Origin of the sequence: Bradyrhizobium sp. ARR65, from assembly GCF_000472385.1 — a bacterium.
Lineage (GTDB): Bacteria > Pseudomonadota > Alphaproteobacteria > Rhizobiales > Xanthobacteraceae > Bradyrhizobium.
Genome location: NZ_AWZU01000003.1, coordinates 252,850 through 275,120, shown reverse-complemented (window position 1 = coordinate 275,120; position 22,271 = coordinate 252,850). Strand labels below are relative to the sequence as shown.

The 22,271-nt window shown below is 63.0% G+C and carries 19 protein-coding genes; 3 read left to right on the top strand and 16 right to left on the bottom strand.

Going from position 1 to position 22,271, the window contains the following annotated elements; translation table 11 throughout:
• Window positions 1-95: 95 nt before the first annotated feature.
• The 13 genes from lpdA to eno form a co-directional block, all read right to left on the bottom strand.
• Complete coding sequence (gene lpdA, locus F758_RS0105855; protein WP_024506986.1) at window positions 96-1,517, bottom strand: dihydrolipoyl dehydrogenase; 1,422 nt, start codon at window positions 1,515-1,517, stop codon at window positions 96-98.
• A gap of 65 nt (window positions 1,518-1,582) precedes the next feature.
• A complete protein-coding gene (locus F758_RS0105850; protein WP_024506985.1) occupies window positions 1,583-2,947 on the bottom strand; it encodes a pyruvate dehydrogenase complex dihydrolipoamide acetyltransferase in 1,365 nt (454 codons plus the stop codon).
• A 99-nt stretch (window positions 2,948-3,046) separates the two neighbouring features.
• On the bottom strand, window positions 3,047-3,499 hold the full coding sequence (locus F758_RS0105845; RefSeq protein ID WP_024506984.1) for a nucleoside deaminase: 453 nt from the start codon (window positions 3,497-3,499) through the stop codon (window positions 3,047-3,049).
• Between the two features lie 2 nt (window positions 3,500-3,501).
• Entirely contained in the window at window positions 3,502-3,807 is a 306-nt protein-coding gene (locus tag F758_RS0105840; protein WP_024506983.1) for a DUF5076 domain-containing protein, read from the bottom strand.
• 8 nt (window positions 3,808-3,815) lie between these two features.
• Window positions 3,816-5,213 (bottom strand): pyruvate dehydrogenase complex E1 component subunit beta, encoded by a 1,398-nt coding sequence (locus tag F758_RS0105835; RefSeq protein ID WP_024506982.1) that lies wholly within the window; start codon window positions 5,211-5,213, stop codon window positions 3,816-3,818.
• A 32-nt stretch (window positions 5,214-5,245) separates the two neighbouring features.
• The gene (pdhA, locus tag F758_RS0105830; protein ID WP_024506981.1) at window positions 5,246-6,268 is read right to left on the bottom strand and encodes a pyruvate dehydrogenase (acetyl-transferring) E1 component subunit alpha; all 1,023 of its coding nucleotides are present in this window, start codon (window positions 6,266-6,268) and stop codon (window positions 5,246-5,248) included.
• A 352-nt stretch (window positions 6,269-6,620) separates the two neighbouring features.
• The gene (gene adh, locus F758_RS0105825; RefSeq protein ID WP_024506980.1) at window positions 6,621-8,138 is read right to left on the bottom strand and encodes an aldehyde dehydrogenase; all 1,518 of its coding nucleotides are present in this window, start codon (window positions 8,136-8,138) and stop codon (window positions 6,621-6,623) included.
• Between the two features lie 308 nt (window positions 8,139-8,446).
• Window positions 8,447-9,412, bottom strand: a complete 966-nt coding sequence (locus F758_RS0105820; protein WP_024506979.1) for a GAF domain-containing protein — start codon at window positions 9,410-9,412, stop codon at window positions 8,447-8,449.
• Between the two features lie 327 nt (window positions 9,413-9,739).
• Complete coding sequence (locus F758_RS0105815) at window positions 9,740-10,057, bottom strand: FtsB family cell division protein (protein ID WP_024506978.1); 318 nt, start codon at window positions 10,055-10,057, stop codon at window positions 9,740-9,742.
• Between the two features lie 67 nt (window positions 10,058-10,124).
• Window positions 10,125-10,676 (bottom strand): NADPH-dependent FMN reductase, encoded by a 552-nt coding sequence (locus F758_RS0105810; RefSeq protein WP_024506977.1) that lies wholly within the window; start codon window positions 10,674-10,676, stop codon window positions 10,125-10,127.
• Window positions 10,677-10,939: 263 nt separating this feature from the next.
• The gene (locus tag F758_RS0105805) at window positions 10,940-12,082 is read right to left on the bottom strand and encodes a zinc-binding dehydrogenase (RefSeq protein ID WP_024506976.1); all 1,143 of its coding nucleotides are present in this window, start codon (window positions 12,080-12,082) and stop codon (window positions 10,940-10,942) included.
• Between the two features lie 111 nt (window positions 12,083-12,193).
• Entirely contained in the window at window positions 12,194-15,331 is a 3,138-nt protein-coding gene (locus F758_RS46325; protein WP_024506975.1) for a glycoside hydrolase family 113, read from the bottom strand.
• A 309-nt stretch (window positions 15,332-15,640) separates the two neighbouring features.
• Entirely contained in the window at window positions 15,641-16,924 is a 1,284-nt protein-coding gene (gene eno / locus F758_RS0105795; protein ID WP_024506974.1) for a phosphopyruvate hydratase, read from the bottom strand.
• Between the two features lie 109 nt (window positions 16,925-17,033).
• Between eno and queF the strand changes: the two genes are divergently transcribed.
• Window positions 17,034-17,510 (top strand): preQ(1) synthase, encoded by a 477-nt coding sequence (queF, locus tag F758_RS0105790; RefSeq protein WP_024506973.1) that lies wholly within the window; start codon window positions 17,034-17,036, stop codon window positions 17,508-17,510.
• A gap of 20 nt (window positions 17,511-17,530) precedes the next feature.
• On the opposite strand, the gene F758_RS0105785 is transcribed toward queF, so the two are convergent.
• From F758_RS0105785 to F758_RS0105775, 3 genes are read right to left on the bottom strand one after another with little or no spacing between them, the layout of a single operon-like run.
• Window positions 17,531-18,760, bottom strand: coding sequence for an MFS transporter (locus F758_RS0105785; RefSeq protein WP_024506972.1), 1,230 nt, complete (start codon window positions 18,758-18,760; stop codon window positions 17,531-17,533).
• Window positions 18,760-19,626, bottom strand: a complete 867-nt coding sequence (gene kdsA, locus F758_RS0105780) for a 3-deoxy-8-phosphooctulonate synthase (RefSeq protein ID WP_024506971.1) — start codon at window positions 19,624-19,626, stop codon at window positions 18,760-18,762. The genes F758_RS0105785 and kdsA overlap by 1 nt, the downstream gene beginning before the upstream one ends.
• A gap of 40 nt (window positions 19,627-19,666) precedes the next feature.
• On the bottom strand, window positions 19,667-19,993 hold the full coding sequence (locus tag F758_RS0105775) for an NIPSNAP family protein (protein ID WP_024506970.1): 327 nt from the start codon (window positions 19,991-19,993) through the stop codon (window positions 19,667-19,669).
• A gap of 216 nt (window positions 19,994-20,209) precedes the next feature.
• Between F758_RS0105775 and F758_RS0105770 the strand changes: the two genes are divergently transcribed.
• Both F758_RS0105770 and F758_RS0105765 read left to right on the top strand, forming a co-directional pair.
• A complete protein-coding gene (locus tag F758_RS0105770; RefSeq protein WP_024506969.1) occupies window positions 20,210-20,884 on the top strand; it encodes a response regulator transcription factor in 675 nt (224 codons plus the stop codon).
• On the top strand, window positions 20,881-22,242 hold the full coding sequence (locus tag F758_RS0105765; RefSeq protein WP_024506968.1) for a sensor histidine kinase: 1,362 nt from the start codon (window positions 20,881-20,883) through the stop codon (window positions 22,240-22,242). The genes F758_RS0105770 and F758_RS0105765 overlap by 4 nt, the downstream gene beginning before the upstream one ends.
• The last annotated feature ends 29 nt before the right edge of the window (window positions 22,243-22,271 follow it).

The window sequence follows — 22,271 nt, the reverse complement described above, 5'->3', positions numbered from 1 at the left end:
GGTTGTCCGTCATTGCGAGGAGCGTAGGCGACGAAGCAATCCAGACTGTTTCCACGGATAGATTGCTGGATTGCTTCGCTTCGCTCGCAATGACCTCAGATATTCAGCACGCGTCCATACGCGTCGAGCACCGCCTCCTTCATCATTTCCGATAGCGTCGGGTGCGGGAACACGGTGTGCATCAGCTCTTCTTCGGTCGTCTCCAGGTTCATGGCGACGACATAGCCCTGGATCAGCTCGGTGACTTCGGCGCCGATCATATGCGCGCCCAGAAGCTGGCCGGTCTTCTTGTCGAAGATCACCTTCACCAGCCCCTGGTCCTCGCCGAGCGCAATCGCCTTGCCATTGCCGATGAAGGGGAAACGACCGACGCGAATTTCGCGGCCGCCTTCTTTCGCCTTGGCCTCGGTGAGACCGACCGAGGCGATTTGCGGGTTGCAATAGGTGCAGCCGGGGATGAGAAGCTTGTCCATCGGATGCGGATTGAGGCCCTTGATCGCCTCGACGCAGATCACCCCCTCATGTTCGGCCTTGTGCGCGAGCATCGGCGGACCCGCGACATCGCCGATTGCGTAGATGCCGGGCACGTTGGTCCTGCAATGCCCGTCGATGACGATGGTGCCGCGATCGGTCTTGACTCCAAGCTTTTCGAGCCCGAGATTTTCGATGTTTCCGACCACGCCGACCGCGGAAATCACCCGCTCGAACTCCACCGTCTGAAGCTTGCCCTTGCCGTCGTCGATGCTGGCGACGACGCTGTCGGCCTTCTTCTCCAGCTTCGCCACCTTGGCACCGGTGATGATCTTGATGCCCTGCTTCTCGAAACGCTTGCGCGCGTGTCCTGCGATTTCCGCATCCTCGACCGGCAGGATCTGCGGCAACACTTCGACAACGGTGACGTCGCTGCCCATGGTGTGGAAGAAGGACGCGAATTCGATGCCGATGGCCCCGGAACCGACAACCAGCAGCGATTTCGGAATCCGCTCCGGCACCATCGCCTCAAAGTAGGTCCAGACCAGCTTCTTGTCCGGCTCAAGCCCGGGCAGCACACGCGGGCGCGCGCCGGTCGCGACAATGATGTGCTTGGCCTGATAGGCGCCCTCACCCAGCGTGCCCTTCGGCGCTTCAACGGCGGATTTCTTCACCGTAATTTTGCCGGGCGCGTCGACCACCGCCTCGCCCCAGATCACGGCGACCTTGTTCTTCTTCATCAGGAAGCCGACACCGTCGTTGAGCTGCTTCGAGACCGCGCGCGAGCGCTGTACCACGGCTTTGGTGTCGTAGCCGACTTTCTCCGCATACAGCCCGTAATTCTTCGCGTGCTGCATGTAGTGGAAGATTTCCGCCGAGCGCAAAAGCGCCTTGGTCGGAATGCAGCCCCAGTTCAGGCAGATGCCGCCGAGATAGGATTTCTCCACAATCGCGGTCTTGAAGCCGAGCTGCGCGGCGCGGATCGCGGTGACATAGCCGCCGGGTCCGGAGCCGATGATGATGATGTCGAAGGATGTGTCGGCCATTGCAAGCTACTCTCGATTTCCTTCCCTGCTCTCTCCGATGAGAGATCGGCGAACTTTGGCGTTTCTTACACCATCATCATCACGGGGTTTTCGATGAGCTGCTTGAAGGCGCCGATCAGTTCGGCCCCCAACGCGCCGTCGATGGCGCGGTGGTCGCAGGACAACGTTACGCTCATGAGACTGGCGATTTCGATCTTGCCGTCGCGCACGACCGGGCGCTGCTCGCTGGTACCGACCGCAAGGATGGTCGCATGCGGCGGATTGATCACAGCGGTGAAGTGGTTGATGCCGTACATGCCGAGATTGGAGACCGCCGTCGTGCCGCCCTGATATTCCTCGGGCTTGAGCTTTCTGGCGCGGGCACGCGCGGCAAAATCCTTCATCTCGTTGGAGATGACGGAGAGCGGCTTCGTCTCGGCTTTGCGAATGATCGGCGTGATCAACCCGCCGGGCATGGCCACCGCCACGCCGACGTCGGAATGCTTGTGCTTGACCATGCCGCCTTCGGTCCAGCTCACATTGCAGTCGGGTATCCGCTGCAACGCGATCGCCATCGCCTTGATGACGAAATCGTTGACCGAGAGCTTGTAGAGCGGCTTCTTCTCCTTGTCCTTCGGCGCCGCGGCATTGATCTGCTCGCGCGCATCGAGCAGCCGGCCGATGTCGCAGTCGATCGTCAGATAGAAATGCGGCACGGTCTGCACCGACGCCGTCAGGCGCTGCGCGATCGTGCGCCGCATGTTGTCGTGCGGCACGATTTCATAGGAGCCCGGCTCGAACAGCCCGAGAATCTGCTTGTCCGACATCGACGGCGCGATCGCGGGTCCCGCGGCGGGAGCAGCCGCGGGGGCTTTCAGGCCTTTGCCAGTTTTCGCCTGTTCGACGTCATGGGCGATGATGCGGCCATGCGGGCCGGTGCCGAGGATGCGGGACAGATCGATGCCGGCCTCCTTGGCCAGCCGCCGCGCCAAAGGCGAGGAGAAGATGCGGCCCTGTCCATTGCCCTGCGCGACGGGCGCCGTGGCCTGCGGCGCCGGCGCCGCGGCGGGGACCGGCGCGGGCGCTGTTGCAGGCGCCGTTGGCGGCGCTGCGGGCGCGGCGGCGGCAGCCGGCTTCGGTGCCGGCGCCTCGGCGGCCGGTTTTGGCGGTGCCTTGGCGGCGGCGGCACCGGCCGCCTTCACGTCCTCGCCGTCACCGGCGAGCACCGCGATGACGTCGTTGACGGGCACGTCCTGCGTACCTTCCGGCACCAGGATCTTTGCGATGGTGCCCTCATCGACCGCCTCGACCTCCATGGTGGCCTTGTCGGTTTCGATCTCGGCAATCACGTCACCCGATTTGACCTTGTCGCCCTCTTTTTTGAGCCACCTGGCAAGGTTGCCCTTCTCCATCGTCGGCGACAGCGCGGGCATCAGGATGTTGATGGGCATGCTGACCTCAAACAGCTAACTTTTTGACGTTGCCTTCCCTCGTGGAAGCCAACCGGAATCGTTTGGGCATTGCGGCGCCCGACCAGGAACGTAGAGCGCTCAATTGCCGATATCGCCTTGCCAGATGCGCTCGTTCGCGGGATTGGCGCGCCAAGACTTCATCATGTTGACCGAGCGATCGTCGGCAAGATCGATGAAGGGAATGCCGAACTGAGTCAGGATGTCCTTGGCGCCAGGAAAGGTCACGGACTCTCCGATCACCAGAAGCTTCAGCTTGAACAGCCCGATCGCACCCGCACACATCGAGCACGGCGACAGCGTCGTATACATCACCGTGTCGTGGAATGAGATCAGTCCGGCATCGCGCAGGCACGACATCTCGCCGTGCAGGATGACGTTCTTCTCCTGCATACGCCGATTATGGCCGCGGGCGATGATCTTGTTGTCGCGCGTCAACACCGCGCCGATCGGCAAGCCGCCCTCGGAGATGCCGATCTCGGCCTCACGAATCGCCTCGGCCATGAAGTCGTAATGATATTGTTCGATTGCCACCGTCAGTGCCCCTTTGACGAGCGAGGTGTGGTCGTGCCGACATCCGTGGGACGTTCGAGCTCAGCCTCGAACATGTCGAGGATACGGCCCAGCGCTTCCTCCTCGCTATACTCGCTCTCGCGCGCATAGGCGCGCGCTGCGTGGCGGGCGATATCGACAAGCAGGAGGCCCCACATGTCCGGCTCTTCGAAAGCGCGGGTGAACGCGATGGAGAGGCCGCCGTCGAGCACGAAGGCGCGCAACACCTCGGTCGCGTCCTCACGACCGATAACGTCTGGAGGTAGGGGCTGCTCCTTGGGGCCGGCCATGGTGCGGCTCACCGATAACAGACGGCTTTGGCCGCCTGAACCACCTCGGCGGCCGAGGGCAGCGCGAGCTTTTCCAGGTTCGCCGCATAGGGCATCGGCACGTCCTTGCCGGAGACGCGCAGCACCGGCGCATCCAGATAGTCGAAAGCGTGCTCCATGATGCGCGCGGCGATCTCGGCGCCAACGCCGTTCTGCTGCCAGCCCTCTTCCACCGTGACCGCCCGCCCGGTCTTCTTCACGGACTCGACGATGGTCTCGGTGTCCAATGGGCGCAGCGTGCGCACATCCACCACTTCGGCCTCGATACCTTCCTTGGCGAGTTCCTCGGCCGCCTTCAGCGCATAGCTCATGCCCATCGACCAGGAAATGATGGTGACGTGGCTGCCCTGTCGCGCCACGCGCGCCTTGCCGATCGGAACGACATAGTCGTCGAGCTTCGGCACCTCGCCGGAATGGCCGTAGAGCACCTCGTTCTCAAGAAACACGACCGGATTGGGATCGCGGATCGCGGCTTTCAAAAGACCCTTGTAATCGGCGGCCGAGAACGGCGCGATCACCTTCAGGCCCGGAATCTGCGAATACCAGGCGGAATAATCCTGGCTATGCTGGGCGGCGACGCGCGCAGCGGCGCCGTTCGGCCCGCGGAACACGATCGAGCAGCCCATCTGTCCGCCGGACATATAGAGCGTCTTGGCGGCCGAGTTGATGAGCTGATCCATCGCCTGCATGGCGAAGTTGAAGGTCATGAACTCGACGATTGGCTTGAGGCCCGCCATCGCCGCGCCAATGCCGACGCCCGCGAAACCGTGCTCGGTGATCGGCGTGTCGATCACGCGCCGCGCGCCGAACTCCTGCAGCAGCCCCTGCGTCACCTTGTAGGCGCCCTGATATTCCGCGACCTCTTCGCCCATGATGAATACGTCAGGATCACGTCGCATCTCTTCGGCCATGGCATCGCGCAGCGCCTCACGGATGGTCATCGTGACCATTTCGGTGCCTTCAGGCACTTCCGGCTCAGGGACGGCAACAGCCTGAGGTGCCGCCGGAACTGCAGGCGCGGGCGAGACCGGCGCCTCCTTCTTGGCTTCAGCAGGCGGCGCAGATTCGGCGGCCTTCTGCTGCTTTGCGGGTGGCGCCGCCTTGGCGAGGTCCGCGGCGCTTTCGCCGTCGGCGAGGATGGTGGCGATCGGCGTGTTGACCGCGACGTCGGCAGTGCCCTCCGGGATCAGGATCTTGCCGAGCGTGCCCTCATCGGTCGCCTCGACTTCCATCGTCGCTTTGTCGGTCTCGATCTCGGCGATGACGTCGCCGGACTTGATCGGTTCGCCTTCCTTTTTCAGCCATTTGGCGAGATTGCCCTTCTCCATGGTGGGCGACAGCGCAGGCATCAGCACTTGAATGGGCATGGTAACTCCGGATGGGCTTCGCGTGCGCTTAATCAGCGATAGACGTCGGTGTAAAGCTCGGATGCATCGGGCTCGGGATCGTGCTGGGCGAAGTCGGCCGCTGCGTTGACGATCTCGCGAACCTCGGCGTCGATCGCCTTCAGCTCGTCTTCGCTGACCTTCGCCGCCAACAGGCGGTTGCGGACCTGCTCGATCGGATCATGCTCGTGGCGAACTTTCTCGACCTCCTCGCGCGTTCGGTATTTGGCGGGATCGGACATCGAGTGGCCACGATAACGGTAGGTCTGCATCTCCAGGATGTAGGGCCCCTTGCCGGCGCGGCACCAGGCGATCGCCTTGTCGCCGGCGGCCTTGACCGCGCGGACGTCCATGCCGTCCACCTGCTCGCCGGGGATATTGAAGGAGGCGCCGCGCTTGGAGAAATCGGATTGCGCGGAGGCCCGCGTCACCGAGGTGCCCATAGCGTAACGATTGTTCTCGATGACATAGACGACCGGCAGCTTCCAAAGCTCCGCCATGTTGAAGCTTTCGTAGACCTGGCCTTGGTTGGCCGCGCCGTCACCGAAATAGGTGATGCTGACGAAGTCGTTACCACGATAGCGATTCGCAAAAGCGAGCCCGGTGCCGAGTGACACCTGGGCACCGACGATGCCATGGCCGCCGAAGAAGTTCTTCTCCATGCTGAACATGTGCATGGACCCGCCCTTGCCCTTGGAATAGCCGCCACGACGCCCCGTCAGCTCGGCCATGACGCCCTTGGGGTCCATGCCGCAGGCGAGCATGTGTCCATGGTCCCGGTATCCGGTGATGACCTCATCGCCCAGCTTCAGGGCCATCTGCATGCCGACCACGACGGCTTCCTGGCCGATGTAGAGGTGGCAGAACCCACCGATCGCACCCATGCCGTAGAGCTGGCCGGCCTTTTCCTCAAAGCGCCGGATCAGGAGCATGTCCCGCAGGGCCCTCAGTTCCTGTTCTTTTGTGAACTCCGCGACCGCGCCCTCTCCTTTTTCCGCGTTCAGTTCTTTTGCAGCGCTTTTCTTGGGTGCGGCCATGGCGATTCCGGCTTCAGGGGGAGAATGGATGCGCCCTCTCTAACCCAACTCAAACCGGGGTGGAAGGATTGCCGTGCCGCGGCAAAAGTTTTGCTATGCCGCAGTGCAGCGCAGGTGAAAGTTTTGAAAAGACTCCCGCCCGCTTGCGATATTCAATTGCTCAGGAACGAGGCAGATCGCAAAGCCGTGACACGCTTGCTCGCCCCGCCTCTCAGGCGAGCCGCTGCCGCGCGACTTGGAGCGTATAGTCAACAAAGAGAAAAAACCGGCGGTACCGCGCTCTCGCGCCGCACCGCCGGACCCAAGTTCGGGAGAAAGTCTGGGAGAAAACTCCGGGGAACGAAGAATGGCCTTAGAAGAAGCCCAGCTTCTTCGCGCTGTAGCTGACCAGGAGGTTCTTGGTCTGCTGATAATGATCGAGCATCATCTTGTGCGTCTCGCGTCCGATGCCCGACTGCTTGTAGCCGCCGAAGGCGGCATGCGCCGGATAGGCGTGGTAGCAGTTCGTCCACACTCGCCCCGCCTGGATCGCGCGACCGAACCGGTAGCAGCGATTGGCATCGCGGCTCCAGACGCCGGCGCCCAGGCCGTAGAGCGTATCGTTGGCGATCGAAAGCGCCTCCTCGTCGGTCTTGAACGTCGTGACCGAGACCACCGGTCCAAAAATCTCCTCCTGGAAGATGCGCATCCGGTTGTTGCCCTGAAATACCGTGGGCTGGACATAGAAGCCGCCCGCGAGATCGCCGCCGAGCTGCGCGCGCTTGCCGCCGGCCAGCAGCTTCGCCCCCTCCTGCTGACCGATATCGATGTAGGAGAGGATCTTCTCGAGCTGCTCATTGGAGGCCTGCGCCCCGATCATGGTCGCGGGGTTGCGCGGATCGTCCTGCTTGATCGCCGCGACACGGCCGAGCGCCTGCTCCATGAACTTGTCGAAGATATCTTCGTGCACCAGCGCCCGGCTTGGGCAGGTGCAGACCTCGCCCTGGTTGAGCGCGAACATCACAAAGCCTTCGATCGCCTTGTCGAAGAAGTCGTCGTTCTCGGCGGCGACATCCTTGAAGAAGATGTTGGGCGATTTGCCGCCGAGCTCGAGCGTCACCGGGATCAGGTTCTGGCTGGCATACTGCATGATCAGCCGCCCCGTCGTGGTCTCGCCGGTGAACGCGATCTTGGCGATCCGCGGACTTGAGGCGAGCGGTTTGCCGGCTTCCAGGCCAAAGCCGTTGACGATATTGACGACGCCGGGCGGCAAGAGATCGGCAACGAGCTCGATCCAGACCATGATCGATGCCGGCGTCTGTTCGGCGGGCTTGAGCACGACGCAATTGCCGGCCGCGAGCGCCGGCGCGAGTTTCCAGCACGCCATCAGCAGCGGGAAGTTCCAGGGGATGATCTGGCCGACCACACCCAGCGGCTCGTGGAAGTGATAGGCCACAGTGTCCTGATCGATCTCGGCCAGAGTGCCCTCCTGCCCGCGCACCACGCCGGCAAAGTAGCGGAAGTGGTCGATGGCCAGCGGCAGGTCGGCGGCGCGGGTCTCGCGGATCGGCTTGCCGTTATCCCAGGTCTCCGCCACGGCAAGGCGCTCGAGATTGGCTTCCATACGATCGGCGATGCGGTTGAGAATGATGGCGCGCTCGACGACGCTGGTCTTGCCCCAGGCGTCCTTCGCAGCATGGGCCGCATTGAGCGCGGCTTCGACGTCCTGCGCATCCGAGCGCGCGATCTTGCAGACGACCTGGCCGGTCACCGGCGAGATGTTGTCGAAATATTTGCCCGAGTGCGGCGCGACCCATTTGCCGCCGATGAAATTATCGTAGCGCTCAGCGAAGGGCGCCTTGGTCGTCGTCAGAAATTCCGGCTTGTTCATGGCGTGTCTACTCCCGCTGTTTTGTTGCATCGTTTGTCGCCTTGCGACGTGGCGAACGATCTCGCGGGAGGGCGTAACTGTCAGCCCGGGTGCGGCGGCTGACGGGCTGGAACTGTCGCAGATCTGCGACAGTTTTTGCGCGCGCTCACCCATCCGAGGTGCGGTCCTGTAAGACGGCCAAATCTTCCGCTGTCATCGCCCGCAACGGCGGGCGATCCAGCATTCCAGAGACGTCAGGATGGAAGGAGAAAGCACAGGCTACTGGATACCCCGTTTTCTCGGGGCATGTCAGGAGAGCGTGAGGCCGCTCAATCCGGCTTGAGGCCGAACCGCTTCAGCTTGCGGTGGAGCGTCGCGCGGCTGACGCCGAGCGCCTTGGCAGCGGCAGAGACATTGCCGCCAGCGCGCAGCAACGCGCGTTGCAGCACACCGCGCTCGCCATCGCTGAACTGCTCAAGCGCCGCGCCTGCGCCCCCCAGGAGATCGGCCGCCGGGATCGGCTGAAATGCGCGGTCGGGCGCAACACCCAACGCCGCGCGCGCCGAGCGCGTGGCGCCAATCACGAGATCGTCGGCGTCGACCGCAAGCAGTCCTCCGCCATGGCCGTCGAGCGCCGGCACCAGAACAATTCGCGCCTTCGGGAAGGCCGCTCTGAACATATCAGATTCAATACGGCGGGCCGCTTCTCCAACGGCAAGCGTGATCAGATCGGCGAACGCCTCGGTGCGGTCGGCGCGGCAGGAGGAGACGTCGAGCACGCCGGCGAGCTTCGCGTCCTGATCGTAGATCGGCGCGGCCGTGCAGCTCAGTAGTGTGTTGCGGGTGAAGAAATGCTGGTCGCGATCGATCGTCAGCGGCCGCCTTTCGACCAGGCAGGTGCCGATGCCGTTGGTGCCTTCATGCTCCTCGCTCCAGATCGCGCCGGTCCACAGGCCCCAGGAGTCGAAAGTGGCGTCGTCGGCCGGAGAGCCGCGGCGCTCGACAGGCACACCATCCTGGGCCGCGAGCAGAACGCAGCACCCCGCCGCGCCGACCGCCTGGTAGAGCCGATCCATGATCGGCCGGGCTGCTTGCAATAGCGGGGCGGCTCTCTCCCGCGCCCGACCGAGTTCGGCTCCGGTCAGTCTCAGCGGTGGCCGGCTGCCGGCGGGATCGAGCCGATGAAATCGGGACGAACGGCACCATGATGCCACCACGGCAGATTTGGCCGCATGGCCTGATGCGATCGCGGCTTCGACCAACGCCGCGTGATGCGCGAGCTGGCGCTCTTTCATCGTGTTTGGCGCTCCTCCCAAGAGCTCCTTCGAAAGGCAATTGCTAGGGCAGCCATACCCGCACCGTTTGATCTGGGTCAAATTCGGAACCGAGGGCAAATCGAAGTCTATCACAACTGCGGAGATCCCATCCCGACGTCTGCCCCGTCATCCCGCGCAAACGGCTATGCCGTTTGTCGCTGGAGGCGTGAGCGTCAGCGAGCCTCGAAGGATGAACGCCCCCGCGGCAGCAGCCGGGCCGTCGCCCTTCGAGGCCTCCGCTGCGCGGAGACGCCTCACAGGGTGACGGATCAATTAAAGCGTCCGCTTCGGGATCCGCACGCCAATTTACTTCGGATGGGTCATCCGCACCAGATCATGCGGATTGACATAGTCAAGCTGGTAGCGGGCGCGCTCGTCCAGCATGTCCGGATCAACCCGGTCCGAGCGCAACAGCGAGACGCGTTTTTCGCCCTCGGCCCGCTCCTGCTTCAACCGCGCAAGCTCGGAGGTCAGCGCGATGATCTCTTGGTCGAGTTCCTGTCGCGCGTTGAGACCATAGCGCCCGGTATAGGCGTTGACCCAGAAATAGCCGATCATGGCAGCGGCCATGGTGTAGAGGGCAAGGCCGGTCAGGAATGATTTGAGGCGTGCGCGGGAGACCATGCGCGACAGCATGCGGCGGTCCGGTTAACGGACCGCTAAGGATACCGCCGCGCCCGCCGCGCACCTCTTACTTGTTGTGCTTCTCGATGTGGGCCGCGAACGCGTTGATATATTGCTGCAGCACTGTCTTCAGCGACTCCTTCAGCAGTTCGCCCTTCTCGTCGAAGGCATCGCCCACGCCGTTCAGATAGATTTCCGGCTGTTGCAGGATCGGCCCGCAAATGCCCGGCAGGATGTTCTGCAAATGCTTGGCCGCGCTGACGCCGCCGAGGGGTCCCGGCGAGTTCGAGACGATGCCGACCGGCTTGCCGTTGAACGAACTCTTGCCATAGGGGCGCGATCCGACGTCGATCGCATTTTTCAGCACGCCGGGGATCGAGCGGTTGTATTCCGGCGTCACGAACAGCACGCCGTTCGATGCCTGCAGCTTTTCGCGGAAGGTCAGCCAGTCGGCCGGCGGGTTTGCCTCGAGATCCTGGTTGAAGAAGGAGATGCCGGCCGGCGTGATCACCTCGAGCCTGAGCGTTGCGGGGGCAAGCCTGGCCAGCGCATTGGCGATCTTCAGCGAAAAGCTCTCTTTGCGCAGGCTGCCGACGAGGGTGACGATCTGGTGGACCATAGAAATTCCCTTCTTGGAGGTTGAGGAACCGGCTGGGCGCGCACTTAAACCGCCCGATCAGGAACATGCAAGTGCATGGATCGAGCAATTTCAGAAACGCAGCGTTTGCAAAACTGCGCTGTTGCAAGGGGAAACGGGCGGCCCGGGCGTTGCGATCGAGTTGGTGCCAGGCGCTTCTCCTTGTCCAACCCCGGCATTTTGCCGTGCGCATGTTTCCTGTTTGCCTGCATGCGCGCCGGCTCGAAACACCGCCAGGAGGCGCTTCATCCGGCCTTGTGCGGATTGATCAGGAATTTCTCGCCGGTGGCGCGCTTGGCGTAAAGGCCGAGATTGGATAGGTCGAGCGCCTCGGATAATGACACGGTCTTGGTGTAATGGCTGGCGAAGGTGGTCTTGAGCTCGCTCGCCACGCGCTCGCGCAGCTTCTGTATTCCGTCCGGCCCAATTTTCATCAGGAAGGGAAACAGCAGCCAGCCGCCGACGCCCCAGGCCATGCCAAAGCCGCGATGCAATTCGATCGGCCCCGGATCGAGGCTGCCATAGATGTAGACCTGCTTGTGCACGTTCGAGCCGTAGCGGCTGTAGGCCTTGGCGTCGCGGTTGATGGCGGCTTCCATGGAGTTGAGAATTTGGCCGGCGAGCTTGCCGCCGCCGATCGCATCGAAGGCAATCGTCGCCCCGGTCTCTTGCAGGGCGTTGGTCAAATCGTCGATGAAGTTCGGCGAGGAGGAATCCACTACATGTTTTGCGCCGATCTTGCGCAAAATCTCCGCCTGTTCCGCCTTGCGCACGATGTTCACCAGGGGAATGCCGTCCTTGAGGCAGATCTTGTTGAGCATCTGCCCGAGATTGGAGGCGGCCGCGGTGTGCACCAGCGCCTTGTGCCCTTCGCGCCGCATGGTCTCGGTCATGCCGAGCGCGGTGAACGGATTGACGAACCAGGACGCGCCTTCGGCCGCCGTCGTCCCGGCCGGCAAGGCCATGCAGTCGCTCGCCTTGATGCAGCGATATTGTGCATACATGGCGCCGCCGATCATCGACACGGTCTTGCCCATCAGCGCTTTCGCGGCATCTGACGAGCCGGTCCTGATCACGACGCCCGCGCCCTCATTGCCGACCGGCATGGATTGATCGAGCCGCGCCGCGATTCCGCTCATGGCGGCTTGCGGGACTTTTGCCGTGATCACCGGCCGCTCCTTGCTGCCGGAAGCCTTGGCCGTGGCGAGGTCGGCGGCGCCGATCAGAAGCCCGATGTCGGAGGGATTGATCGGCGTTGCTTCGACGCGGACGACGACTTCGTCCGGACCGGGTTCGGGAGTCGGCGCTTCGGCCAACGAAATCTCGAGTTCGCCGGAGCTCTTGATCAACGAGCGCAGTTGCAGCCCGGTCTCACCTTCGGACGCCATCGAATCCTCCCTGCTTCAAATCTGATCGCCTTCAATTAGGTTTGAAGACAACCGCGAGCAAGGGGCAAGTGGCGCGTGTCCCAATCCCGGCCGCGGCGGTGACGGCCGGGGTCAGACGATCAGCACGTCATGCGCGGTGAGCGGCGACGTAACGCCGGCAAGCGTTACGGACGCGCCGTGGCCGAGGTCGATGACGGTGTCGTGCCCGACGACCTCTACCGAAAGATGTGCGAAATCGCTCGCCGTCGCCGACGATATCTCGAGCACGTCGTGCCCCGAGGCATCGCCGACCTTGAAATTGTTGATGACGTCATGTGCGGCCGGCTGGGTCTGGGTGAAGACGAAATTATCGCCGCCTGCGCTGTTCATCACGTCATTGCCCGCCGTCGAGGTCAGCGTGACGCCCGACGTATAGGCCATCATGGTGTGCGAGCCGTCCTTGTTGTCGAACGTGGTCGCGACCGTATGTCCCGCCGGATCAATGAGATCGTGCCGCGCCGAATAGGCTTGCCCCGTGATGCCGTAACTGTCCACCGTGCGGCTGCCATCGAGATGCCGGCTCGTCTGCGCGGCAAGACTGCCGTCCGATGCGTAGATGGACTGCACGAAGGTGCCATCGGTTTGCGTGATGGTTTGCTCAGTCAGTTGCCCGGAGCCGTCATACTGATCCAACGTCTTGATACCGCTCGCATCGACCGTCTGCTTGTCAAGCAGCGAGCCGTTGCCGCGATACTGCTCGACGAGCAGGCTGTGGCCCGAAGCATCGTTGAACACGTGCTGCGACGTGTAGCCCTTGCCGACAATTCCGTAGGTGTAAATGTCGCGCGAGCCATCGGCATGGCGTTGGGTTTCGCCGGTCAGCGTGCCGTCCGATGCGTAGATGGACTGCACGACCGAGCCGTCCGCTTGCGTGACGGTTTCCTGCATCAGGTGGCCGGAAGCGTCATACTGGTCCAGCGTCTTGACGCCGCTCGCATCGACCGTCTGCTTGTCAAGCAGCGAGCCATCGCTACGATACTGCTCGACCAGCGTGCTGTGGCCGGACGCATCGGTTGCGACGTGCTGTGCGGTGTAATCCTGGCCGGCGATGCCGTAAGTATCGATCTGCCGAGAGCCGTCCGAGGCGCGCTCGGTCTCGCTTGTGAGCGCGCCGCTGCTGCTGAAATTGAACTGATCGTAGGAGCCGTCGGCGTGACGGACGGCGAATTGCAGCAGATGCCCCGCATCATCGTAAGTGTCGGTGCTGACCGAACCATCGCTGTTGACGACCTGCTTGAATGCCAACTGATCGCCGGCGAAGAAGCGCTCCATCAACGTGGTCGCGCCGCTGGCGCTGATCGTATCGTGCTCGGCGGCGTACGCCTTGCCGATAATGTCGGAGATGTAGAGATCGCGTGAGCCGTCCGTATGGCGAATGGTTTCCGTCGTCGTGCCTCCTGCGGTGGCCGCGATCTGGACGGAGTCGCCGGGATCGGCTGTCGTTGCCAAATTGCCGGCGTTGACGGCGGTGTCGGCAAACTGCAAGGACTGGATGTTCGTCAGATGATCGACGACGCCGGTGGCGTTGTCTGTGACGATCGTCTCATTGCCGGCAAAGCTGATGCTGTAGTCGCCGAGATTCCCCTGGAAGACGGCCGTGTTGGTCCCGCCGCCGCCATCGATCGTGTCATTGCCGGCGCCGACATAGACCACGTCATTGCCTGCCCCGCCGTAGACCGTATCGTTGGCGGTCGCATCGCCCACAAACCAGTCCTGATGGCTCGTGGTGTCGAAATGGATGGTGCGGACGTAGAGGTCGAAGGTGCCGGGACTGCTCGCATTGGTGGCATCGCTTGGGCTCAGGGCGACGCCATTGATGGAGAAATCCTTCACATGCAGCGCGCGCCCCGACGTAGCATTCAGCAGCGCGATATCGACGCTGTTGACCGGACCGATCGTGGAATTGTCGAAGGTGACGGTATACGTCTGGTAGCCCGACGGATCGGTTGCGGGCGTGAATTCGAACACACCGGAAACCGGCTGGCCGTTGACGAGAATTTGCGCCTGAGCGCCGACGCCGTTCACCACCGAGCCCCAGCCGGTCAGCGTGATCGTCGTGGTCTGCAGCGGAGCCAACGTCGTCGGCCCGGCGTGGATGGTGTTGTCGCCATCTCCGACGTGGATGACCTTGTTGCCCAGATTGGCGTTGATCACGTTGTTGCCGTCGCCGACATCGATGGTACCGGCAATCGGCGCCGCGTTGATCGTCAGGCTCGGAATGGAGCCCTGGTCGTGGAAATATTGCGACACCAGGGTCTCGGCCGGCTTGCCCATCGGCGAGAAGCCGGTGGTGTTGGACTGATTGCTGAGATCCCACTGCCAGAGCTCGACGCCCTTCAGCCAGCTCCCGCCATGGGTCGCCCAGACCTGGAAGAATGCGTTATAGGCGTCCGCCTGCGCGTTCGCGTCGGCCGTGACGTTGGTGCTCAGCGATGAGGGGGAAATCGCGGTACCCTCGATGCTGCGATAACCCATCTCCGTCATCAGCACCGGTTTATTGTACTGCTCCGAGAGGGAGTGCAGAAAATCCACTGGAGACTTGTATTCGAACGCGGCTGCGTAATACGGGTTGTAGGGAACCTCAGTCCAGGCATGGATGAGATCCTGAACCGTCGGTGTCTCGCTCGAGGTCAGCGGCGGATAAGTGTTCACACCGATGGTGTCGACTTGATCCCAGAACGAGACGTGCGACGCCTCGTCGGTCGCCGCGGCGTAGGTAATTTCTCCGTGATAGACTTGGCGGACGGCGGCGATGATGTCGGTCCAATAGGAGCGATATTGCGCGCCCGTCAGGCTCCCCATCTCGTTGCCGATCGCGAACGTCGCGACGCCACCCTCTTGGGCAATCGTGGCAAGATGGACGATTTCCGCCTTGTAGTTGGCAAAGAAGGTCGCAGCGTCCGACGGCGCGAGGCTATAGGTCGACGATCCGTCCAGCGGCGAAATCGCCGCCTTGAACACGACTGATAGTCCGGCGGCTTCGGCCGCCTGAAAGCCTGCCAGCAGGCTTGCATCGCTTTCCGTCTTTTGGGGTTGGGCAAACACATCGTTGCTGGTGTGGCTGTCCGTCCAGATGCGGACAGTCAGCTCGACCGAGTTCGAGCCGAGCGATGCGATGGTCTGAAAGGCCTGATTTGCTGAAGCGCTGGAGAATTGCCCGTTCCACTCGGACAATGCACCGAAGCCCTGAACGTCGAAGAGATTTGCCACGCGCGGATTCCGTCCTTGGCCCCGACAGACGCTTTAAAGTCTGTCGTTGTCTTTTGTCTGACGGTTACCGCGAAGCGTTACGTTCGCCTTAAAACGATTGAGTTCCGCGCAAATTTCGAAACGCGAGTGATCGCGAGAGTGCAATCATTTTCGAAGCCTTTGCGCGCCCAATTTGCAGTTCCGCGTACGGAACTGCAGATGCTCTCCATCAGCGCATTTGATGTACACCCTCGGAAAGGCGATCGCGAGCCGGGGAATCCCGTCATTCGCCTTCAAACGAGACGATGCGCTGAAGGTTTCTATTTTCGTTTAGGCGAGCGCACGCAGCGCCGCTCTGCCGGCATACTTCGCCTGCTTGCCCAGTTCCTGCTCAATGCGCAACAACTGGTTGTATTTCGACGTGCGATCGGAGCGCGCCAGCGAGCCGGTTTTGATCTGACCGCAATTGGTGGCGACGGCGAGATCGGCGATGGTTGAGTCTTCGGTTTCGCCGGAGCGATGCGACATCACCGCGGTGTAACCGGCCTTGAATGCCAATTCCACGGCGGCGAGGGTTTCGGTCAGTGTGCCGATCTGGTTGACCTTGATCAGGATCGAATTGGCGCGGCCTGCCTTGATGCCATCAGCCAGGCGGTTCACATTAGTGACAAAGAGATCATCGCCGACAAGCTGGCACTTGCCGCCGATCATGTCGGTCAGTTCCTTCCAGCCCTCCATGTCGTCTTCCGACATGCCGTCCTCGATCGAGACGATCGGATAGCGCGAGACGAGATCGGCGAGATACTTGGCCTGCTCGGAGCGCGAGCGGGTCTTGTTCTCGCCGCCATAGACATAGTTGCCGTCCTTGAAGAACTCGGTGGCCGCGCAGTCCAGCGCCAGCATGACGTTCTGGCCCGCCTTGTAGCCGGCCTTGCCGATCGCGCTCATCACGAATTCGAGCGCGGCATCCGCCGACGGCAGGTTTGGCGCGAAGCCGCCCTCGTCGCCAACATTGGTGTTGTGGCCGGCCTTCTTCAGCTCCGCACGCAGCGTGTGGAAGATTTCCGATCCGCAGCGCAGCGCGTCGGCGAAGGTCGCCGCGCCCACCGGCATGATCATGAACTCCTGGAAGTCAATCGGGTTGTCGGCATGCACGCCGCCATTGACGATATTCATCATCGGCACCGGCAAAGTCCGCGCCGAGGTGCCGCCGACATAACGGTAGAGCGGCATGTCGAAGGATGCCGCCGCGGCCTTGGCGCAGGCAAGCGAGACGCCGAGGATCGCATTGGCACCCAGCCTGCTCTTGTTCGGCGTGCCGTCCAGATCGATCATGGTCTGATCGATCAGAACCTGCTGTTCGACCTCCATATCGGCGAGCGCCTCGAAGATCTCGCCATTGACGGCGGCGACCGCCTTCTGCACGCCCTTGCCGAGGTAGCGTGCCTTCTCGCCGTCCCGCAACTCCACCGCCTCATGCGCGCCGGTGGAAGCGCCCGACGGCACCGCGGCGCGCCCGAGCGAGCCATCCTCCAGCACCACATCCACTTCGACGGTGGGGTTGCCGCGGCTGTCGAGAATTTCGCGGCCGATGATGTCGACGATAGCGGTCATGATTGCCTCGTTTGGATGCTGGACCTTGGGGTTGGCGAGCTTCTAGCGCAACGCATCGGAGCGGAAAAGGTCGCGTGACGCGGCGGAGCGGATTGGTTAAGAGGGACCCATGTCCAAAAAGCCTAATAAAACAGCAAATTTCGCCGGCCTGCAGCTCGGCCGCGCCGTGGAATGGCCCCACTCGCCGGAGGAGGCCAAGCTGGACCGCGTGCCCAATCCGCAGAGCGACACCGATTACCTGGTGCGTTTCACCGTGCCCGAGTTCACCTCGATCTGCCCAGTCACGGGCCAGCCGGACTTCGCGCATCTCGTGATCGATTACGCGCCCGGCCAATGGCTCCTGGAATCGAAATCACTGAAGCTTTATGTCGCAAGCTTCCGTAATCATGGCGCTTTCCACGAAGATTGCACGGTCATGATCGGAAAGCGGATATCAGCCGAGATCAAGCCGAAATGGCTGCGCATCGGCGGCTACTGGTATCCGCGCGGTGGCATCCCGATCGACGTGTTCTGGCAGGCCGGCAAACTGCCAAAGGGCCTCTGGGTTCCGGACCAGGGCGTCGCGCCCTATCGCGGGCGGGGTTGAAGCGCGGACGGGGTTGAGCGTCAGGGATTGACGTCGGGTCTGCCGGCAGCATCGGCCGGCGTACGGGGCCGCAGCAGCCGCGCGCAAATCAAGCCAAGCACGACCATGATAGCGGCGGCCGTCGATAGCACAGGCAGCTTACCGGCGTGCTGCAGGCCGAAGCCATAGGCGATCGGTCCGGCCGTCTGCCCCATGAAAAAGAAAAAGGAATGCAGCGCCATTGCGGTGGCGCGGGCTTCGACCGAAAGCTCGCTGGCGAACACCTGCAGGCAGCCGTGGATCATGTAAAAGCCCCAACCCATCGCCAAGAGGTTGAGGAACTGGACTTTCCACCCCGGCCCAAAGCCGAGCGCGATGAGCTGCAAGGCCACGAGGCTCGCGCCCGCGATCATCATGCCCTTCACGCTAAGCCTCGGCAGGAAGTGCGACACGGTCAGCGTATAAAAGAGCCCGCCGACCGCAAATCCCGCGATCACGATCCCGGCGATGGACAGCGAGGTCACGCCGAGATCCATCAGAAACGCGGCGATGAACGGAAACAGCCCGAATACGCAACAGCCCTCGATGAAGACGGCCGAAAAACAGATCCGGGCGTTGGGATTGGTGAAGATCGTGCGATAGCCCTGTTTGAGCGACGAGAGATTGGTCTTGGGCGGATGGGTCAACGCGGCGCCGCGAAAGCCGGCGGCGACGACCATCGATGCAAGCAAGACGAGCGCGCCAAGCACGGCAAGCACGCCGCGCCAACCCAGGAAATCGCCGATCAGGCCCGAGACGGAAGCTCCCAGCAGATTGCCGGTCATCGAGCCCGCGAGCGTCCGTCCGATCGCGACCTGCCGCTTGTCGGGCGCGACAAGGTCGCTGGTCAGCCCGAGCGCCACCGGAAACACGCCGCCTGAGCCGATGCCGGCGAGAATGCGCGTGGCGAAAAACAGAAGAAACGAGTTCGATAGCGCGCCCAATATGCTGGCCACGCCCAGCAGCGCCAAGCAGCCGATCATCAGCCGCGCTTTGCCGAACAGGTCGGCGGCCGCGCCAAGCACGGGCTGCACCAGCGCATAGGTGAGTGCGAAGGCGGAGGCAAAGCTTGCTGCTGTCGCGATGCTGATCGAAAACTCGTCTGCGACATGCGGCAGCACCGGATCGAGCGCGCGCGCCGAGAGGCTTGCCGCAAAGCTGGTCAGGGCGATGATGTTGATTGCCGCCGGCAGGCCTTGATCGTGCGGTGTCCGCTGGACGGTTTGATGCATTACGCTGGCTTGCTTCGCTCTGACTTGGCCTTGGCCAACGCATCGAAAGCCATCAGGCGCCGCAACAGGCCTTCGAACGCGTTGAGCGGCACCATGTTGGGACCATCGGAGGGCGCGTGGTCGGGGTCGGGATGGGTCTCGATGAAGACGCCGGCGACGCCAACCGCCACCGCCGCGCGCGCCAGCACCGGCACGAACTCACGCTCGCCACCCGACGAGGTCCCCTTCCCGCCCGGCTGCTGCACCGAATGGGTGGCATCGAAGATGACGGGCGCGCCGGTGGTGCGCGCCATGATTGGCAGCGCGCGCATATCGGACACGAGCGTGTTGTAGCCGAAGGAGACGCCGCGCTCGGTCACGAGCACGTCTGTATTGCCGGCCCCCGTGATTTTCGCGACCACATTGGCCATGTCCCAGGGCGCAAGGAACTGACCCTTCTTGACGTTGACGACCTTCCCGGTCCCAGCCGCCGCGAGCAGGAGATCGGTCTGCCGGCACAGAAAGGCCGGGATCTGCACGACGTCGACCGCTTGGGCCACTTCCGCGCATTGGACAGCCTCGTGGACGTCCGTGAGCACTGGCAAGCCGAGCGAGGCGCGGATTTCGGCGAAGATCGGCAGCGCCTGTATCAGCCCGATGCCACGGGCGGCGGAGGCACTGGTGCGGTTGGCCTTGTCGAACGAGGTCTTGTAGACGAGGCCGATTTCGAGCCGGGCGGCGATCTCCTTCAGCGCGGACGCCACTTCCAGGGCATGCGCACGGCTTTCGAGCTGGCACGGGCCGGCAATGACCGAGAGCGGCAGGTCATTGCCGAATCTGACCGAACCAACCGTGACGACCGGCGCTGCGGAATGTTTGACGTCCAAGATATCAATCCTTATCGGACCCCGCGGTCCATTGGCGGCGTTACTTCACCGCGGAAAATGCGGTCGGCACCAGGAGCTGGTTCACGATGTTGCCCACGATCTGGCCGTCGGCTTCGGTCTTGGCGCGTGCCTCGATCCATTCCGGATCGGTCTGGAATGCGGTCCATTTCTTGTCGCGCTCCGCCAGAGATTCCCAGGCCAACAGATAAGTCAGTTCCTGGTTCGATTCCCCGACCAGCGTCGTGAAAAAGCCGGCCTGCTTGATGCCGTGCTTCTCCCATAGCTTCAGCGTGATCGTCTCGAAGCGCTTGAGCAGCGCCGGCAGGCGGCCGGGCAGGCAACGATAGACACGCATTTCGTAGATCATGGTTTCGCTCCCTTTTTGAGCGCGCGTTTATAGCGATTGAATTGGGCCCTGTCTTGAGCCAATCCCACCCTACGACGCAGCGCCAGTCGCATAGCTGGCCCGCCTCCCCTCCGGAGAAGCTTGCCCTGCCGCCCGATGTCCTGGATAGCCCGATACCACGCAATGCTGCCGCAATGTTGCTAGTGCTAAATCGCTCGTGAGAAGTGGGTCCAGGCGATGCGAATTCTGCTGGTCGAAGATGAGCCGGAAATGGCTGCGGCGCTCGCCACGGCGCTCAGGAACTACGACATGGTGGTCGATCACGTCCCCACGCTCGCCGAGGCGGAGGAGGCTGTCTCCGGCGAGGTGCACGGCGCGGTGCTGCTTGATCGCCAGCTTCCTGACGGGGACGGCCTCGCCTTGATCCCCAAGCTCAGGGCGCGGGCGGATGGCGTTCCCATCATCGTGTTGACGGCCCGCGGCGAACTCGCCGACCGGATTGCTGGCCTGGATCGTGGCGCGGACGATTACCTGGCAAAACCGTTCGCGATCGAGGAGCTGCTGGCCCGGCTGCGTGCCGTGCTGCGTCGGCCTGCCGGACTGCAGCCGGACGTGATCCGCGCCGGCCGGCTGTCATTCGACTTCGGTCATCGCGAGGCCAGCATCGACGGGGTCCGGCTCGAGCTGCCGCGACGTGAACTGCTCGTGCTCGAGATGCTGCTGCGGCGCATGAGCCGCACCGTGCTGCGCGCCACGCTGGAACAAGCCGTCTACGGCTTCAGCGACGAGATACAGTCCAACGCGCTTGATACGCACGTCTCGCGTCTCAGGCGCAAGCTGGCTGAAGCCAATGCCGCGGTTGAGATCCGCGGCATTCGCGGGGTCGGATATCTGTTGAAACGACAACCGTGACCCGCTCCCTTCGATCGCGGCTGCTCTGGGGGCTCATCCCGCTGCAGGCCGCCTTGCTGGCGCTCCTGCTCCTCCTTGTGATCGGAACGCTGTGGCAAGCCGGCTTTCTACTTGCGCCGCGCGACGAGGATCACGTCATCGACATCGTGCAGCGGGCCGTGGCGCGCGATGGCTCAGGCAGGCTCGTTCTGCAGCCCACGGCTGAACTACAGCGAATCCGATCCGAGATTCCTGACCTCTGGTTTCTGGTCAGGGACAGCCAGGGCGGTTCGCTGTCGGAAGGCGCGGTGCCGCCGGACATGACCCAGATCGGGGCCGCCCTCGACCACATCAGCCAGGCGCGCCTCGGTTGGCAGCTCTTCGACGATCCGCGCAAGGCACCGGTGCGGCTGAAGCGCGTCGACACCGCGGCCGGAAATGTGCAGATCCTGACGGCGACACAGGGCGAACTATCCGGACGCAAGGCGTTGCTGGCAACCATCCTGGTGTTTCTCGGTCTCGCCCTGCCCGGTTTTCTGCTGATGACGTTGGCAACGTTCATAGCAACGCCGATCGTGGTGCGCCGCGCGCTTGCGGGGCTCTCTCTGGTTGCGGATCAGGCCCGACAGATCGATACGCATCAACGCGGCGTGCGGCTGGCGCTGACGCATGTACCGGCCGAGATCACGCAATTGGTAGCAACCATCAACGATGCTTTGAGCCGCCTCGACGAAGGCTATGCGCGTCACCAGCGCTTCGTCGCGGATGCCGCGCATGAGCTGCGTACCCCCATCGCCATCCTGAACACGCGGCTGGAGGCCCTGCCACCGAGTTCAGAAAGGGCTCGGCTGCTGGAAGATGTGGCGCGCCTTGCCACTCTGGCGGACCAGTTGCTTGACATTCAGCGCCTCGAGCAGAACCGAAATTCGTTCGCCCTGGTCGACCTGGTGGCGCTCGCGCAACGCGCCGCCGCCGACCTCGCGCCGCTCGCGATTGCAGCCGGATATGAGCTCGCCTTCAACGCCGAGGCCGATCGCATCGAATGCTGCGGCGATGCGAATGCGCTGGAACGGGCTGTGATCAATCTGGTGCAGAATGCGATCCAACACGGCGGCCGCCAGGGCACGATCAGCATCTGCGTGACGCCGCCCGCGACCATCGAAGTATCGGATCAGGGGACCGGCATTCCGCCCGAGCACCGCGCGCTGGTTTTCGAACCCTTCTATCGTCTGCACCCGCTGAACCGCGGCGCCGGCCTCGGGCTGAACCTGGTGCGCGAAATAGCCCATCTCCACGGCGGCAGCATCACCGTGTTTGATGCGCCATCCAAGGGCGCCTGCTTCCGATTGAGCTTACGGCCGATCCAAGCCGCGCGGTAAGTCACTCATCGCCGGCGCGGCAGAGCAAT